The organism is Streptomyces sp. NPDC001599, from assembly GCF_042893535.1.
Taxonomy (GTDB): domain Bacteria; phylum Actinomycetota; class Actinomycetes; order Streptomycetales; family Streptomycetaceae; genus Streptomyces.
In genome coordinates this window covers 76,935-90,243 of the sequence record NZ_JBIAVA010000015.1, presented here as the reverse complement: position 1 = coordinate 90,243, position 13,309 = coordinate 76,935, and the positions used below count along the sequence as shown (strand labels likewise).

General features: G+C 73.8%; 18 protein-coding genes and 1 tRNA gene. 5 read left to right on the top strand and 14 right to left on the bottom strand.

Annotated elements, in window-relative coordinates:
* Nucleotides 1-70: 70 nt before the first annotated feature.
* From ACFYZ3_RS30595 to ACFYZ3_RS30565, 7 genes are all read right to left on the bottom strand, one after another.
* Nucleotides 71-910 (bottom strand): RNA polymerase sigma factor SigF, encoded by an 840-nt coding sequence (locus ACFYZ3_RS30595; protein ID WP_388524369.1) that lies wholly within the window; start codon nucleotides 908-910, stop codon nucleotides 71-73.
* Between the two features lie 191 nt (nucleotides 911-1,101).
* A complete protein-coding gene (locus tag ACFYZ3_RS30590) occupies nucleotides 1,102-1,395 on the bottom strand; it encodes a Dabb family protein (protein ID WP_388524366.1) in 294 nt (97 codons plus the stop codon).
* Nucleotides 1,395-1,616, bottom strand: a complete 222-nt coding sequence (locus ACFYZ3_RS30585; protein WP_003974925.1) for a hypothetical protein — start codon at nucleotides 1,614-1,616, stop codon at nucleotides 1,395-1,397. Before ACFYZ3_RS30585 ends, ACFYZ3_RS30590 begins: the two co-directional genes overlap by 1 nt.
* A gap of 43 nt (nucleotides 1,617-1,659) precedes the next feature.
* A tRNA-Ser gene (locus ACFYZ3_RS30580) sits at nucleotides 1,660-1,744 on the bottom strand.
* Nucleotides 1,745-1,821: 77 nt separating this feature from the next.
* Entirely contained in the window at nucleotides 1,822-2,253 is a 432-nt protein-coding gene (gene tadA, locus ACFYZ3_RS30575) for a tRNA adenosine(34) deaminase TadA (RefSeq protein WP_388524613.1), read from the bottom strand.
* Nucleotides 2,254-2,321: 68 nt separating this feature from the next.
* Nucleotides 2,322-2,870, bottom strand: a complete 549-nt coding sequence (locus ACFYZ3_RS30570; RefSeq protein ID WP_361015484.1) for a hypothetical protein — start codon at nucleotides 2,868-2,870, stop codon at nucleotides 2,322-2,324.
* 342 nt (nucleotides 2,871-3,212) lie between these two features.
* Nucleotides 3,213-3,461, bottom strand: coding sequence for a hypothetical protein (locus tag ACFYZ3_RS30565; protein ID WP_388524364.1), 249 nt, complete (start codon nucleotides 3,459-3,461; stop codon nucleotides 3,213-3,215).
* 138 nt (nucleotides 3,462-3,599) lie between these two features.
* Here ACFYZ3_RS30565 and upp point away from each other — a divergent pair, with 138 nt between their 5' ends.
* Nucleotides 3,600-4,235 carry a uracil phosphoribosyltransferase gene (gene upp, locus ACFYZ3_RS30560; RefSeq protein WP_003974921.1) on the top strand — a complete coding sequence of 212 codons (636 nt, stop codon included), beginning with the start codon at nucleotides 3,600-3,602 and terminating at the stop codon, nucleotides 4,233-4,235.
* Nucleotides 4,236-4,251: 16 nt separating this feature from the next.
* On the opposite strand, the gene ACFYZ3_RS30555 is transcribed toward upp, so the two are convergent.
* From ACFYZ3_RS30555 to ACFYZ3_RS30525, 7 genes are all read right to left on the bottom strand, one after another.
* On the bottom strand, nucleotides 4,252-4,866 hold the full coding sequence (locus tag ACFYZ3_RS30555) for a LytR C-terminal domain-containing protein (RefSeq protein WP_388524610.1): 615 nt from the start codon (nucleotides 4,864-4,866) through the stop codon (nucleotides 4,252-4,254).
* A gap of 135 nt (nucleotides 4,867-5,001) precedes the next feature.
* On the bottom strand, nucleotides 5,002-5,298 hold the full coding sequence (locus ACFYZ3_RS30550) for a type II toxin-antitoxin system VapB family antitoxin (protein WP_003999914.1): 297 nt from the start codon (nucleotides 5,296-5,298) through the stop codon (nucleotides 5,002-5,004).
* A gap of 176 nt (nucleotides 5,299-5,474) precedes the next feature.
* Nucleotides 5,475-5,609 (bottom strand): hypothetical protein, encoded by a 135-nt coding sequence (locus tag ACFYZ3_RS30545; protein WP_388524360.1) that lies wholly within the window; start codon nucleotides 5,607-5,609, stop codon nucleotides 5,475-5,477.
* A 69-nt stretch (nucleotides 5,610-5,678) separates the two neighbouring features.
* Entirely contained in the window at nucleotides 5,679-6,008 is a 330-nt protein-coding gene (locus ACFYZ3_RS30540) for a hypothetical protein (protein WP_388524357.1), read from the bottom strand.
* 81 nt (nucleotides 6,009-6,089) lie between these two features.
* Nucleotides 6,090-6,776: an HdeD family acid-resistance protein gene (locus ACFYZ3_RS30535; RefSeq protein ID WP_356867373.1), complete on the bottom strand. Its 687-nt coding sequence runs from the start codon at nucleotides 6,774-6,776 to the stop codon at nucleotides 6,090-6,092.
* 554 nt (nucleotides 6,777-7,330) lie between these two features.
* The gene (locus ACFYZ3_RS30530; RefSeq protein WP_361015481.1) at nucleotides 7,331-7,924 is read right to left on the bottom strand and encodes an HhH-GPD-type base excision DNA repair protein; all 594 of its coding nucleotides are present in this window, start codon (nucleotides 7,922-7,924) and stop codon (nucleotides 7,331-7,333) included.
* Between the two features lie 25 nt (nucleotides 7,925-7,949).
* Nucleotides 7,950-8,675, bottom strand: a complete 726-nt coding sequence (locus ACFYZ3_RS30525) for a siderophore-interacting protein (protein ID WP_388524354.1) — start codon at nucleotides 8,673-8,675, stop codon at nucleotides 7,950-7,952.
* An 84-nt stretch (nucleotides 8,676-8,759) separates the two neighbouring features.
* Between ACFYZ3_RS30525 and ACFYZ3_RS30520 the strand changes: the two genes are divergently transcribed.
* The 4 genes from ACFYZ3_RS30520 to ACFYZ3_RS30505 are packed head-to-tail and all read left to right on the top strand — an operon-like array spanning nucleotide 8,760 to nucleotide 12,844.
* Nucleotides 8,760-10,946, top strand: a complete 2,187-nt coding sequence (locus ACFYZ3_RS30520; protein ID WP_388524351.1) for a penicillin acylase family protein — start codon at nucleotides 8,760-8,762, stop codon at nucleotides 10,944-10,946.
* Entirely contained in the window at nucleotides 10,939-11,559 is a 621-nt protein-coding gene (locus ACFYZ3_RS30515) for a GNAT family N-acetyltransferase (protein ID WP_388524348.1), read from the top strand. Before ACFYZ3_RS30520 ends, ACFYZ3_RS30515 begins: the two co-directional genes overlap by 8 nt.
* A complete protein-coding gene (locus ACFYZ3_RS30510; RefSeq protein ID WP_388524346.1) occupies nucleotides 11,556-12,053 on the top strand; it encodes a cupin domain-containing protein in 498 nt (165 codons plus the stop codon). Before ACFYZ3_RS30515 ends, ACFYZ3_RS30510 begins: the two co-directional genes overlap by 4 nt.
* A complete protein-coding gene (locus ACFYZ3_RS30505; protein WP_388524343.1) occupies nucleotides 12,050-12,844 on the top strand; it encodes an SDR family NAD(P)-dependent oxidoreductase in 795 nt (264 codons plus the stop codon). Before ACFYZ3_RS30510 ends, ACFYZ3_RS30505 begins: the two co-directional genes overlap by 4 nt.
* Nucleotides 12,845-13,309 lie beyond the last annotated feature (465 nt).

Genomic DNA, 13,309 nt, shown 5'->3' with positions numbered 1-13,309 from the left:
GGTGAGCGATTCGCTCTCCCCGGTGACCCCTCGCTCGCGCTTTCGACTCCACCCGGAGTCCCGGCCGAGCTTACGCGTCGATCCGGTTCGCTGACCTCAACCGCTGGAAACTACGCGCCAGTAGCCGCGAGACGTGCATCTGGGAGACGCCGAGTTCGGCGCTGATCTGCGACTGCGTGAGGTTGCTGTAGTAGCGCAGCAGCAGGATCCGCTGCTCCCGCTCGGGGAGCTGGACGAGCAGGTGGCGCACCAGGTCCCGGTGCTCGACCCCGTCCAGCGCCGGGTCCTCGTAGCCGAGCCGGTCGAGCAGCCCGGGCAGCCCGTCGCCCTCCTGCGCGGCCTCCAGCGAGGTGGCGTGGTACGACCGCCCCGCCTCGATGCAGGACAGCACCTCCTCCTCGGTGATGCGCAGCCGCTCGGCGATCTCGGCGGTGGTCGGGGAGCGCCCGAAGGCGGTCGTCAGGTCCTCGGTGGCGCTGTTGACCTGCACCCACAGCTCGTGCAGCCGGCGCGGTACGTGCACGGTGCGCACGTTGTCGCGGAAGTACCGCTTGATCTCCCCGACCACGGTGGGCATCGCGAACGTCGGGAACTGCACGCCCCGCTCCGGGTCGAAGCGGTCGATGGCGTTGATGAGCCCGATGGTGCCGACCTGGACGACGTCCTCCATCGGCTCGTTGCGGGAGCGGAAGCGGGCGGCGGCGTAGCGCACCAGCGGGAGGTTGGCCTCGATGAGCGCCGCGCGCACCCGGTCGTGCTCCGGCGTGCCCGGAACGAGGCCCTTCAGCTCGCCGAAGAGCACCTGGGTCAGGGCCCGGGTGTCGGCGCCCCGGCTGCGCTGCGGCGCGGGGGCCTCCTGGGCCCGGTCGGGCGGCGCGGGCGGTGCTTGAGGCGCAGTACTGGCCGGCACGGTCAACTCCACCTCGTGATCTGTCAACTCTTCCGTCAACTCATCCGTCAAAAGCGGTCATAGCATCACAAGACATGTCCACTGTGTGCAAGCACCGCATAACGCCGTGTTGAGTGAACGCGGAACGGCCCCGCACCGAGCTGGTACGGGGCCGTGCCAGGTCCGCGGGCCCCTGCGGACCCGCGGTCGTTCTAGAACTCGTAGTCGGCGATCACCCAGGTGGCGAACTCGCGCCACAGCGCGACGCCCGCCTGATGCGCCGGGTGTTCGAGATAGCGCTTGAGCGCGTCCGCGTCGTCCACGGCCGAGTTGATGGCGAAGTCGTGGGCGATGGGCCGGTCGCTGATGTTCCAGGCGCACTCCCAGAAGCGGAGGTCGTCGATCTGGCCGCCGAGCGCCCGGAAGGCCTCGACGCCCGCCACTACGCGTGGGTCGTCGCGCTCGACGCCGTCGTTCAGCTTGAACAGCACGAGATGGCGGATCATCACTCTCCTCCGTTGGCGGCCCAGGTCATGAAGTCGCCCACGGCGCCCGCCGCGTCGGATATGCCCTGGAAACCTATCTGCACGTAGTCGGCTGCCTTGGCCGGATCAGTGATGATCACGTACAGCACGAAGACCACGACCACATAGACGGCGATCTTCTTCGAGTTCACCGCCACCGCGGCCTCCCCTGTCCCTTCGACCCACGCCTTTCGGTCGCTCATGATCGCACGAAGGGCCCCGTCTTTCGACGGGGCCCTTCCCAAGCGGTAGCGGAGGGATTTGAACCCTCGGTGACTTGCGCCACACTCGCTTTCGAGGCGAGCTCCTTCGGCCGCTCGGACACGCTACCGAGAGAGACCTTACAGCACGGAGCGGCATGCTCAGAAATCGGTATTGCGGCCGACGAACAGCCGTCCGGACGCCGGGTCAGCGGTCGCGGAAGAAGTCCGTGAGCAGCCGGGCGCAGCCGTCCGCGAGCACGCCCTCGATCACCTCGGGACGGTGGTTGAGGCGCCGGTCGCGCACCACGTCCCACAGCGATCCGGCCGCGCCCGCCTTGTCGTCGCGGGCGCCGTAGACCACGCGGTCCACCCGGGACTGGACGAGCGCGCCCGCGCACATCGTGCAGGGCTCCAGGGTGACGACGAGCGTGCAGCCCGACAGCCGCCACTCTCCCAGCTCCCCCGCGGCCCGCCGGATCGCGAGGACCTCGGCGTGGGCCGTCGGGTCCCCGGTGGCCTCGCGTTCGTTGTGCCCTGCGGAGAGCACGGTGCGGCCGTCCGGCGCCAGCACGACGGCGCCGACGGGCACGTCCCCGCCCTCCGCCGCCCGCCCGGCCTCGGCCAGGGCGAGCCGCATCGCGGCCCGCCACCGGTCGCGCACCGGATCGGGCGGTGCCCCCTCGGGATCCTCCTCGGCCGGCGCGGTCAGCGGACGGTCTCCAGTACGTCCAGCGCGCCCAGGGCCTCGGCGATCTCCCCGACCGCGTCGCCGGACATGGAGCGCAGCTCCTTCTCGCTCACACCGAGGTCGTCGAGGACCTCGGCGTCGCCGACCGGTCCGTGCGGCACGGCCTCGCCCGAGCCGGCGGCCGCGTCGGAGCCGCCGCCGTCCTCGTCCTCGTCGTCGTCGGACTCGCCGTCCTCCGTGCCGTCGAGGTCGAGGGCGTCGAGGTCGTCGCCGTCGTCACCCGGCTCCCGGCCGAGTAGCTCGTCGGTGAGCAGGATCTCGCCGTAGCTGCTGCGGGCGGCCGCGGCGGCGTCCGACACATAGATACGGGGGTCCTCCTCGCCGTCCACCCGGACGACTCCGAACCACGCGTCCTCCTGCTCGATCAGCACGAGCACCGTGTCCTCGTCGGGAGAGGCCTCCCGGGCCAGGTCGGCAAGATCCGACAGGCTTTCCACATCGTCGAGCTCCGTGTCGCTCGCTTCCCACCCGTCTTCGGTGCGCGCGAGCAGTGCGGCGAAGTACACCGTGACTCTCCCACTGGTCCTAGGCGTGCCGGTTGGGGATCCCCCCGGCGGAGGCTACGGGCGGGGGAGCGCGGTGCTCCGAGCCCCACCCACTCGGAATCGTGGCAGAAACAAGGCACTCAGGGGACGTCTTCGGCGCCCTGTGTCCGGCTGTTTTGACCGGCGTCCCGGAAGGTGCGCACCCGGGCAGCCGCCCAGCAGCGCCCTAGTCGCCGCCACGTGCGGATCGTACGCGGATTCTCGCGGTCCCCGCGTACGTCCGTCACCACCAACGTCGGCGCGGCGCGCGATCTTCCCCGGCCGGGTCAGGAAGTTCTCCCGGGCGGCGGGACCACCGAGGAACTACCAGCGAAAGGTGCGCATGCGCATCGCGTGTCGCAGCCGGGCGGTCTTGGCGCGGCGCGGCTGCACGCGGTCCCGCAACTGCCGGGCCTCCGCCAGATCACGCAGGAACTGGGCCCGGCGCCGACGCCGTTCGGCCTCGCGCTCACGCTCCCGCTCCCCCTGCGGCACCGCCCTCGGCTCGGCCCCGCGCTCCGCACCCCGCTCCAGGCCGGGGGACGGCATGTTGTGGAAGTCCCGGTCAGGCACAGTCTCACCACCCAGCGTCCGTCCCTCCCACCTTCCCCCGACCGGGCGGTTTGACGCCCGCGAACGAGTGGACCCCCGCCCCGGGCCTTGCCCGCCGCGGGGACGCCTCCCCCACGGGGCCCGGTTAATGTGGTGGACATGCGTCTCCACGTCGTCGACCACCCCCTGGTCGCCCACAAGCTCACCACGCTGCGCGACCAGCGCACCGACTCCGCGACCTTCCGCCGTCTCGCCGACGAGCTGGTCACCCTGCTCGCCTACGAGGCCACGCGCGACGTCCGCACCGAACAGGTCGACATCCACACGCCGGTCTCCCGGACCACCGGCGTCAAGCTGTCCCACCCGCGCCCGCTGGTGGTGCCGATCCTGCGGGCCGGTCTCGGCATGCTCGACGGCATGGTCCGGCTGCTGCCGACCGCCGAGGTGGGCTTCCTCGGCATGGTGCGCAACGAGGAGACGCTCCAGGCGTCCACCTACGCCACCCGCATGCCGGACGACCTGTCCGGGCGCCAGGTGTACGTCCTGGACCCCATGCTGGCCACCGGCGGCACCCTGGTCGCGTCCATCCGGGAGCTGATCAAGCGCGGCGCCGACGACGTGACGGCGGTGGTGCTGCTCGCCGCCCCCGAGGGTGTCGAACTGATGGAGCGCGAGCTGGCCGGCACCCCGGTGACGGTCGTGACGGCCTCGGTCGACGAGCGTCTCAACGAGCAGGGCTACATCGTCCCGGGCCTCGGCGACGCGGGCGACCGCATGTACGGAGCGGCCGAGTAGTACCCCGGCGCCCCGCTCAGCAGCCCTTCTTCTCCGCAGCGGGCGTCGACCGCGGCGCGGCCAGCTCGGCCAGCGCCGTGTCGGCGTCCGCGGGCTTCGCCAGCCCCTTGAAGCCGTTGCCGATGACGAGGTCGACGGCGGCGCCCTTGCGGGCCGCGTCGGCGCGGTGCTCGGCGCCGGGGAGCTGGGTGCCGAGCACGGTGAGCGACGTCTTGAGGGAGGCGGTCGGCCCGAGCAGCAGACCCGTGCCGGCGACCTTCTTGTCGTACTCCTTGGGCGCGTTGCTCACGTCGCCCACGCGGAAGCCGCGCTTCTTCAGCTCGTCGGCGGTCTTCTGCGCCAGGCCGCTGCGGGTCGTCGCGTTGAGCACGTTGACGGTGACCTGACCGGGCTTCGGCAGCACCACGGCGGCAGGCGAGGCGCTCGCCCTCGCGGTGGTGGCACAGCCCGCGGCACCGGCCGCCGAGGCCTTGTCGCCGCCGGTGAAGACGTCGATGAGCTGCAACGTGCCCCAGCCCAGCACTCCGAGAACGGTGACGCAGGCGACGGCGACGACCGCGAACCGGCCACGTCGCCGGGCCGGGCGCATCCGCGGGTACTTGTCCCCCGTGATCTTGTACTGGCCACCCATGCCGGGAGGAGTCAGCATGCTCATGGGCGCAGCGTAGTGCGCCGGAGCAGGGATGCCTATTAGATGATCAGTCGACGTTCCGAGGTTCGACGCAAGGCAACCCGAAAGGGTCAACCGAAAGCGCCGCCGGCGTCGTCAGTCGAGCTCGAGGACCCGGGCGTGCAGCACCTGGCGCTGCTGCAGCGCGGCCCGCACCGCCCGGTGCAGACCGTCCTCCAGATACAGATCGCCCTGCCACTTCACGACGTGTGCGAAGAGGTCGCCGTAGAAGGTGGAGTCCTCGGCCAGGAGCGTTTCCAGGTCGAGCTGGCCCTTGGTCGTCACGAGCTGATCGAGGCGGACCGGGCGCGGCGCGACGTCCGCCCACTGCCGGGTGCTTTCCCGGCCGTGGTCGGGGTACGGCCGGCCGTTTCCGATGCGCTTGAAGATCACACGGAAAGCCTACCGGCCCCGGCGTTGCGGGCGCAGCCATGGCGCCGGAGTGCGGCGCCGGAAAAGACGCCGCAAACCGGATCAATCGGCAGGGCCTGCCCGAGTTCGGTGACCGCGGGGCCCTCGGCCGGCGGCGGAGACGGTGCGTGACCGCCCCCACCGCCCCCGGCCTTCCGTCAGCCGCGCCGCCGTTCCCGCGTGGGCCGCTGCTGTTCGCCGGCCGCCTGCGGCGCGGTGCCGGGCCTGGGCGCACGCCGGGCCGCCTCGGCGCGCAGGAGGGCGCGCAGGACGGCGTAGGGGTCGTTGGGCATGTCGGTTCCTCGTTCCTGGTTCGCGTGTCGGATTCGCGGGGGACCGGTGGTCGGACCGGTCCGGCGCGGTCAGCAGCGAAGAACCACGGAGCGCGGGCCGCGGGGCAGGAGGGCGGCCCGATCGGTACGGGCGTCGAACCGGAGATGAGCCCGACGCCCCGCCACGAAGGCCGGCGGAACCGGCCGAACCACGACGACCCGCCGGCCGCTTCGCCCCGGCACCCGCAGGACGGTGTCGAGATGGTCGTACTCCCCCGCCGCGCCGGCCGCCGCGGCCACCGGCGTGACCGGTGCCGCCTGGGCCGCCACGTGCGTGCAGGGCACGAGCAGTACGAGCAACAGGACCAGGGCCCGCAGACAGGCGTCCCGGCGGACGGCGGCGTGCGGTGCGGGTCTCACCTCACTCGTGTCCCCGCCCGGCGTACGCCGTCCATCGCGCCCGGGACGGAAACCGCCCGCTCGGCGTAGGCGGGGCGCCGCTCACAGGGCGCGGGGGACCTGGTGCGCCCGCCCGCGCAGCCGCACGGACGTCACGATCTCGACGACGCCGACGACGACCAGCCACCAGCCGCCGACCAGCATGAGGACGGTGGCCGACTCGACCGGCGAGTCGATCAGGACGATGCCGGCGACCACGGTGACGGCGCCGAGGAAGATCTGCCAGCCGCGCGCCGGCATCGTCGGGTCGTGCGCGGCGGCCACGATCTGGGTGACGCCGCGGAACAGCCAGCCGATGCCGATCCACAGCGCGAGCAGCAGCACCGACTGCAGGGGGCCGCGGAAGCAGAACAGACCCAGCAGGATCGACACGGCGCCGCTGATGAAGGCCAGTACCCGCAGCGAGGTCCTGCGGTGCGTACCGAAGGCCGCGGCCAGCTGGAGGACGCCGCTGATGACGAGGTAGAGGCCGAAGAGCACGCCGGCGGCGAGGAGCGAGGCGCCGGGCCAGACCAGGACCAGGATGCCCAGGATCAGCGAGGCGACGCCGGTGAACAGCACGGTCTGCCAGGCGGCGCGGGACAGGAGGTGCAGCGGCCCTTCGAAGGCCGGCTCGGGCTCGGGCTCCTGGTGCCCGGAGGCCGGGCCGTGCGTCGTCCCGTGCCGGGCGTGCACCCCGCGGTCGTCGTACGGCGTCCCGCCGGGGGACCCGCTAGGTGGTTCGGTCATGCCCCATGCTGGGAGCAGGCCCGACACGGATGCCAGCTGGGCTGGGCCACGGGGCTGATGTGACCGGCGTTGCCCGGCACCCGGGGTGGGGCGGGTCGCGCGCCCGGCGTCGCACCCGGCGCCCGGCGTGGGTGCGGGCGCGAGGGTGGCGCGGCCCGGCGTTGCGGGGTGCCTCCCCCAGTGCCTGAACGGCCTGGGAGGTACCCCCACCGCCCACCCGTGCCGCCCCAGCGGCACGACTGCCCGCAGCGGCGGCGGGGGGCGGCGACTGGCCGCAGCGGTGGTGGCGGCGTGGCGACTGCCGACAGCGACGGCCGGGGGAGCCGCGTACGGCGAGGGGTGGGACGCGGAGCGTTGGCGGGGAGAGCCGCGTACGGCGGTGAGGGGTCGTGTCGGGGGGTGTCCGCCCGCAGCGGTTGGCGCGTCCGCGCCCCGAGCCTCTGTAAGTGACCGATTTCGCGCCGTTCCGAGGACGGACACCCCCCGGCGCGGCCCCGACCCACCCACCGCACGCACCGCGCGCAGCCCGCACCCCCACCATGCCGCAGCCGCAGCTACTTGCCGGAGGCCTTCGCCGCCTTGGCCGCCGCCTTCATCTCCTGCTTGTGCGCGCGCACCTTGGTCAGGGACTCCGGCCCCCTGATGTCCGCGACCGACCGGAAGGAGTCCGGCTCCCCGTACGCCCCCGCCGCCTCGCGCCACCCCTCGGGACGGACGCCGAGCTGCTTGCCGAGCAGTGCGAGGAAGATCTGGGCCTTCTGCTTGCCGAACCCCGGCAGTTCCTGGAGCCGCTTCAGCAGCTCCTTCCCGGTGTTCACCCCCCGCCAGACGGCCTCGGCGTCACCGTCGTACGTCTCGACGAGGTACCGGCACAGCTGCTGCACCCGCCCCGCCATCGAGCCGGGGTAGCGATGGACGGCCGGCTTGTCGGACAGCAGCGCGGCGAACCCCTCGGGGTCGTACGCGGCGATGTCGTGCGCGTCCAGGTCCTCCGCCCCCATGCGCCGCGCGATGGTCGACGGACCCTTGAACGCCCACTCCATGGGCACTTGCTGGTCCAGCAGCATGCCGACCAGCGCGGCGAGCGGGCTGCGCCCGAGGAGTTCGTCGGCCTCGGGGTCCTGGGCGAGGTGAAGTGTGACGTCCATGGTTCCGATGATCGCGCGTACGGGCTCAGGTCGCGCGCCAGTACCCCAGCGCGTTGACCCGCTGCTTCGGTACCCCCAGCTCCTTGCGGACGTACGACGAGAGCGCCCGCGTCGTCGCCGTGTCGCAGGCGATCCACACGAACGGCTCCGAGGCGGCCCCCAGCAGCTCCGGCAGCTCCTCCTTCACCCGCGCCACCAACTGCGCCCCCGCGTCCCGGCGCGCGACCGCGCGGACCTCGTGCCGTTCGGGGTCGGTGCGGAAGGGCAGACCGTCGTCCGTGCCGCCCTCGAACCAGACGGTCGCGGGCACCGTCCCCACCGCGTCGAGCAGGGAGTTGAGCGCGGGCAGGGACGCCGGGTCCGCGACCGCGAAGACACGCGAGGGAGAGGGCTGCGGCACCTCGAACCCGGTGCCCTGGACCGTCGCCTCGATGGTGTCCCCCGGCTTCGCCGCCCGCGCCCAGTCGCTCGCGCACCCTTCGTGCAGGGCGAACTCCATGGCGAAGGTCCCGGCCGCCGGATCCGGGTCGACCAGCGTGTACCCCCGCTGGTGCGGCCTGCCCGCGTTGTCGAACCACAGCCGCACCCACATCGTGGGGTGGACCCCGGTCACCGCCAGCATGCCGCCGTCGCTCAGGCGCAGCCGCCGGTAGTGCGGGGTCACGTCCTCCACACCCGTCACGGTGAACTCGAAGCCCTTCGCGCGCATCAGCTTGAGGACCGCGCCCTCCCAGCCCCGCCCCTGCCCCATGTTTCCTTCACCCTTCACGTACTATTCGGCCACGACAGCAATAACTTAGGTGAGCCTAACCTAAAGGAAAGTAGAGGCACAGGGGTGAGCGCCGAGACCTACCGCGACGCCTGGGGAATCCCGCACCTGCGCGCGGACACCCCGCTCGAACTCGCCCGTGCCCAGGGCCGGGTCACCGCCCGCGACCGCGCCTGGCAACTGGAGGTCGAGCGGCACCGCGCCCAGGGCACCTCCGCGTCCTTCCTCGGCCCCGAGGCCCTGTCCTGGGACCGCCTCGCCCGCCGCGCCCGCCTCGCGGACACCGCCCGCCGCTGCTTCACCGCCCTGGAGCAGAAGGACCCGGAGACGGCGGCCTGGGTGCGGGCGTACGCGGACGGCGTCAACGAGGGGCTCACCGGGACCGAGCGGCATCCGGACCCGGCCCCGGAGTTCGCCCGCACCGGCCTCACCCCGGGCCGCTGGGACCCCTGGACCCCGCTCGGCGTCTGGCTCGCCACGCACATCCTCTTCGCGGGCTTCCCCGCCAAACTCTGGCGCGAGCACATCTCCACGCACCTAGGCCCGGAAGCCGTCGCCCTGTTCGCCGCCGACGGCCCCGGCACCGCGGGCAGCAACGGCTGGCTGGTGAGCGGCGAGCGGACCACCACCGGCCACGCACTCATCGCGGGAGACCCGCACCGCTTCATCGAGGATCCCGGCGTCTACCAGCAGATCCACCTGTCCTGCCCGGAGTTCGACGTCGTCGGCCTCGCCGTGCCCGGCGTCCCCGGGGTCGCGCACTTCGGCCACACCGGCACGGTCGCCTGGGCCATCACCAACGCGATGGCCGACTACCAGGACCTGTACCGCGAACGCCTGCGCCGCACCGGCGCGGGCGTCGAGGCGCTCGGCCCGGACGGCACCTGGCACCGCGCCGCCCGCCACACGGAGACGATCCACGTCGCCGGGGAGGACACGGTGGAGGTCGAGATCATCGAGACCGACCGCGGCCCGGTGATCGCCGGCGGCCCCGAGGGCCTCGACGACGGCACCCCGGCCGCCCTGAGCCTGCGCTACCCGCCCCGCGTCACCGCCGACCTCGGCTTCGGCGCCCTGCTGCCGCTCCTGCGGGCCCGCCGGGTCGCCGACGTGGACCGCGCGCTGGACGCCTGGGCCGAGCCGGTCAACGTGGTGCAGGCCGCCGACACGGAGGGCGGCCTGCTGCACCGGGTCGCGGGCCGCGTCCCGGTGCGCCCCGCCGCGAACGGCCTGCGCCCGGTCCCCGCCTGGGAGCCCGGCCACGAGTGGACCGGCTGGCACACCCCGCCCCGCGCCGGCCTCACCGACGGCGTCGCGGTGATGGCCAACCAGCGCGGCCCGGCCACGCCCCTGGGCGTCGAGTTCGCCCCGCCGCACCGCGCCGACCGCATCACCGCCCTGCTCGCGGGCAAGGAGCGCTGGTCGGCGGCGGACATGCCCGCGATCCACACGGACACCCACCTGGGCTCGGCCGCCCCCCTCCTGAACCACCTCGCGGCCCTGCCCTCCGTGACGGCAGCGCCCCTCGAAGCCGCCCCGGCAGCCGAATCCGCACCGGCCTCCGAGGCCGCCCCGACCACCGCGCCCTCCGAGGCCGCCCCGACCCCCCTCACTCCCGAGGCCGCCGCCCTGCGCGACCGCATCCTCGCCTGGGACCGGCGCATGGACGCCGACAGCACCGGCGCGGCGGCGTACGCGGCCGTGCGCGCGGCGGTCGTGCGCGGGCTGGCGGCGCACCCGGTCCTCGCCCCGGCGTCCGTGCCGCCCGCGTACCCCGAGGTGCTCCTGCCGTGGCTCGCGCTCGTGCCGCGCCTGGGCCACGCCCTGGAACACCTGCTGCGCGTGGAGGACCTGTACGGCATCGACCGCGCCGCGACCGTCCGCGCCGCGCTGGAGGAGGTCGCCGCGTCGCCGCCGCCCGGCACCTGGGGCGACACCCACCGCCTGGCCCCCTGGCGGGCACTTCCGGACGCCGCCGGCGCCACGGACGAACCCGGCCTCTCCGGGGACCACGACTGCGTCCTGTGCACGTCCCCCGTCCCCGGCCTCACCGACCGCGCCGCACGCGGCCCGGCCGCGCGGTACGTCTGGGACCTGGCCGACCGCGCGAACAGCCGCTGGGTGGTGCCGCACGGCGCCTCGGGCCTCCCCGGCTCACCCCACCACCGCGACCAGCAGCCCCTGTGGCTCGGCGGGGAACTCGCCCCGGTGGTCACCGACTTCGACCGGCTCACCAAGGAATCCGATGACTGACGCACCCGCGATCCCGTACGCCTCCCGCACCCCGGTCCACGAGCAGCACCTCGACGGCTTCGGCACCGTTCGCGTCCTCCCCCTGGACCCCGCCGCGGACGCCGCGGTGGTCCACGCCTGGGTCAGCGAGGACCGGGCCGCCTTCTGGGGCATGAACGACCTGACGCGCGACCAGGTGGCCGCCGTGTACGCGCACATGTCCACCCTCGACACCCACCACGCCTTCCTGGTCGTGAAGGACGACGAGCCGGCCGCCCTGCTCCAGACCTACGATCCCGCGGCCGACCGGGTGAGCGAGTGCTACGCCGCCGAGCCGGGCGACATCGGCGTCCACCTGCTCCTCGCCCCCGCCGGAACCGAGGGCGCGCGCCCCGGCTGGACCGGCGCGCTGTCGGGCGCCCTCATGGCGTACGTGCTGCTGGGCCTGGACCGGACGCGGATCGTGGTCGATCCGGACGTGGCCAACGAGAAGGCGATCGCCCGCTTCCTCAAGCAGGGCTTCACCGCCGGTCCCGCGGTGGTCCTGCCCGAGGTGGACCTGCCGGACGTGTATCTGCCGGAGAAGAAGGCGCAACTTGCCTTCCTGCGGCGGGAGGTAGCGTTCGGCGCGTGACTCCCGCGCCGACACCGACCGCCGAGGACCTGATCGCGCACTACGCACTGGAGCCCATCCCGCGCGAGGGCGGACTGTTCCGGCGCACCTGGGCGGGCCCCGAGCGCCCGGACGGACGCCCCGCCGGGTCGGCCATCGTCGCCCTGCTCACCGCCCGGCCGGGCGACTTCTCCGCCCTGCACCGCCTGCCCGCCGACGAGGTCTGGCACTTCTACCTCGGCGACCCCCTCGAACTGCTCCTCCTCGCCCCGGACGGCAGCGCGCGTACGCCCGTGCTGGGACCGGACGTCCTGGGCGGGCAGCACGTGCAGTACACGGTGCCCGCCGGTACGTGGATGGGCGGCCGGGTGGCCGCAGGGGGCGCGTGGTCGCTCTTCGGCTGCACGATGGCGCCCGGCTTCACCTACGGGGACTACGAGCACGGCGACGCCGCCGAACTCACGGCGCGCTACCCGGCCGAGGCGGCCCGGATCGTGCCACTGTGCCGCCCATGACCCCCTCGCCCCGTTCCACCGCCTCCACACACCTCCTCGACGGACGGATCGCCCTGGTCACCGGCGCGGGCGGTGGCATCGGCCGGGGGATCGCGCTGCGCTTCGCCGAGGAGGGCGCGGCGGTGGCGGTGCACTGCCGTACGGCGGTGGAGTCGGCGCGGGAGGTGGCGCAACGCATCCGCGACCGGGGCGGACGCGCCACCGTCCTGCGCGCCGACCTCACCGACGAGGACGCCTGCCGCCGCCTGGTCGAGGAGGCAGCCGACTGGGGCGGCGGACGGCTCGACGCGCTGGTCAACAACGCGGGCGTGCAGCCGCTGCGGGAACTGCCCGGCATGACGGCGGCCGAGTGGCGGGCGGTGGTGGACACCAACGTCACCGGCGTCTTCGCGTGCACGCAGGCCGCGGCCGGGGTCATGCGGGTCCAGGACGGCGGCGGCACGATCACCCACATCGCCTCCATCGAGGCGGGCGCCCCCGCTCCCGCGCACGCGCACTACAGCGCCTCGAAGGCGGCGGTGGTGATGCACGCCCGGTCGGCGGCGCTGGAGTACGGCCCGTGGGGCGTGCGGGTGAACTCCGTCTCCCCCGGCCTCGTCGACCGGGAGGGTCTCGAAGAGGCCTGGCCGGAGGGCGTACGGCGGTGGCGGCGGGCGGCGCCGACGGGACGCCTCGGGCGCCCGGAGGACGTGGGGGACGCGTGCGTGTTCCTGGCCTCGCGGCTGGCGTCCTGGGTGACGGGCCACGACCTCGTGGTGGACGGCGGCGTGACGGCACGCCCGTCCTGGTGAGGAACCGCCGGGCGCCCGGGTGAGCGGGACGGCCTCCACGTCCGTACGTATCCCCGAGGCAGTGGGTCCCGACGACGGAGATGCGACGTGAGCTGTGGTGACGATGCGCACGCTGGCCACAGGGGGCGAGGCGGAGACCGCGACCGGACACAGCGACGGGACCACCGGGGCTGCCCGGCCGGCCAGGGTTGCTGGGCCCGCCGGGCCGGTATGGCAAGTCGGGACTGCAGGGACCGCCGGGCCGGCCTGGGTTGTTGGGCCCGCCGGGCCGGTCTGGCAAGTCGGGACTGCTGGGCTCCCCGGGACTGCTGGGACTGTGAGGTGGGCCGGAACGTTTGGTTCCCCCGGGACCGTCGGGACCTACGGGCCGGTCGGGACCGCCAGGCCGGTCGGGTCAGCCTGGACCGGCGGGTTCAACGAGACCGTCGAGACTCCCGGGCCGGCCGGGACCGCCGGGCCGGTCGG

Excerpts from the sequence above, each read along its gene's own strand:
- ACFYZ3_RS30590 (WP_388524366.1), bottom strand. The coding sequence starts at position 1,395 with ATGATCCGCCATCTCGTGCTGTTCAAGCTGAACGACGGCGTCGAGCGC.
- ACFYZ3_RS30585 (WP_003974925.1), bottom strand. The coding sequence starts at position 1,616 with ATGAGCGACCGAAAGGCGTGGGTCGAAGGGACAGGGGAGGCCGCGGTG.
- tadA (WP_388524613.1), bottom strand. The coding sequence starts at position 2,253 with ATGCGGCTCGCCCTGGCCGAGGCCGGGCGGGCGGCGGAGGGCGGGGAC.
- upp (WP_003974921.1), top strand. The coding sequence starts at position 3,600 with ATGCGTCTCCACGTCGTCGACCACCCCCTGGTCGCCCACAAGCTCACC.
- ACFYZ3_RS30555 (WP_388524610.1), bottom strand. The coding sequence starts at position 4,866 with ATGGGTGGCCAGTACAAGATCACGGGGGACAAGTACCCGCGGATGCGC.
- ACFYZ3_RS30545 (WP_388524360.1), bottom strand. The coding sequence starts at position 5,609 with ATGCCCAACGACCCCTACGCCGTCCTGCGCGCCCTCCTGCGCGCCGAG.
- ACFYZ3_RS30535 (WP_356867373.1), bottom strand. The coding sequence starts at position 6,776 with ATGACCGAACCACCTAGCGGGTCCCCCGGCGGGACGCCGTACGACGAC.
- ACFYZ3_RS30530 (WP_361015481.1), bottom strand. The coding sequence starts at position 7,924 with ATGGACGTCACACTTCACCTCGCCCAGGACCCCGAGGCCGACGAACTC.
- ACFYZ3_RS30525 (WP_388524354.1), bottom strand. The coding sequence starts at position 8,675 with ATGGGGCAGGGGCGGGGCTGGGAGGGCGCGGTCCTCAAGCTGATGCGC.
- ACFYZ3_RS30515 (WP_388524348.1), top strand. The coding sequence starts at position 10,939 with ATGACTGACGCACCCGCGATCCCGTACGCCTCCCGCACCCCGGTCCAC.
- ACFYZ3_RS30505 (WP_388524343.1), top strand. The coding sequence starts at position 12,050 with ATGACCCCCTCGCCCCGTTCCACCGCCTCCACACACCTCCTCGACGGA.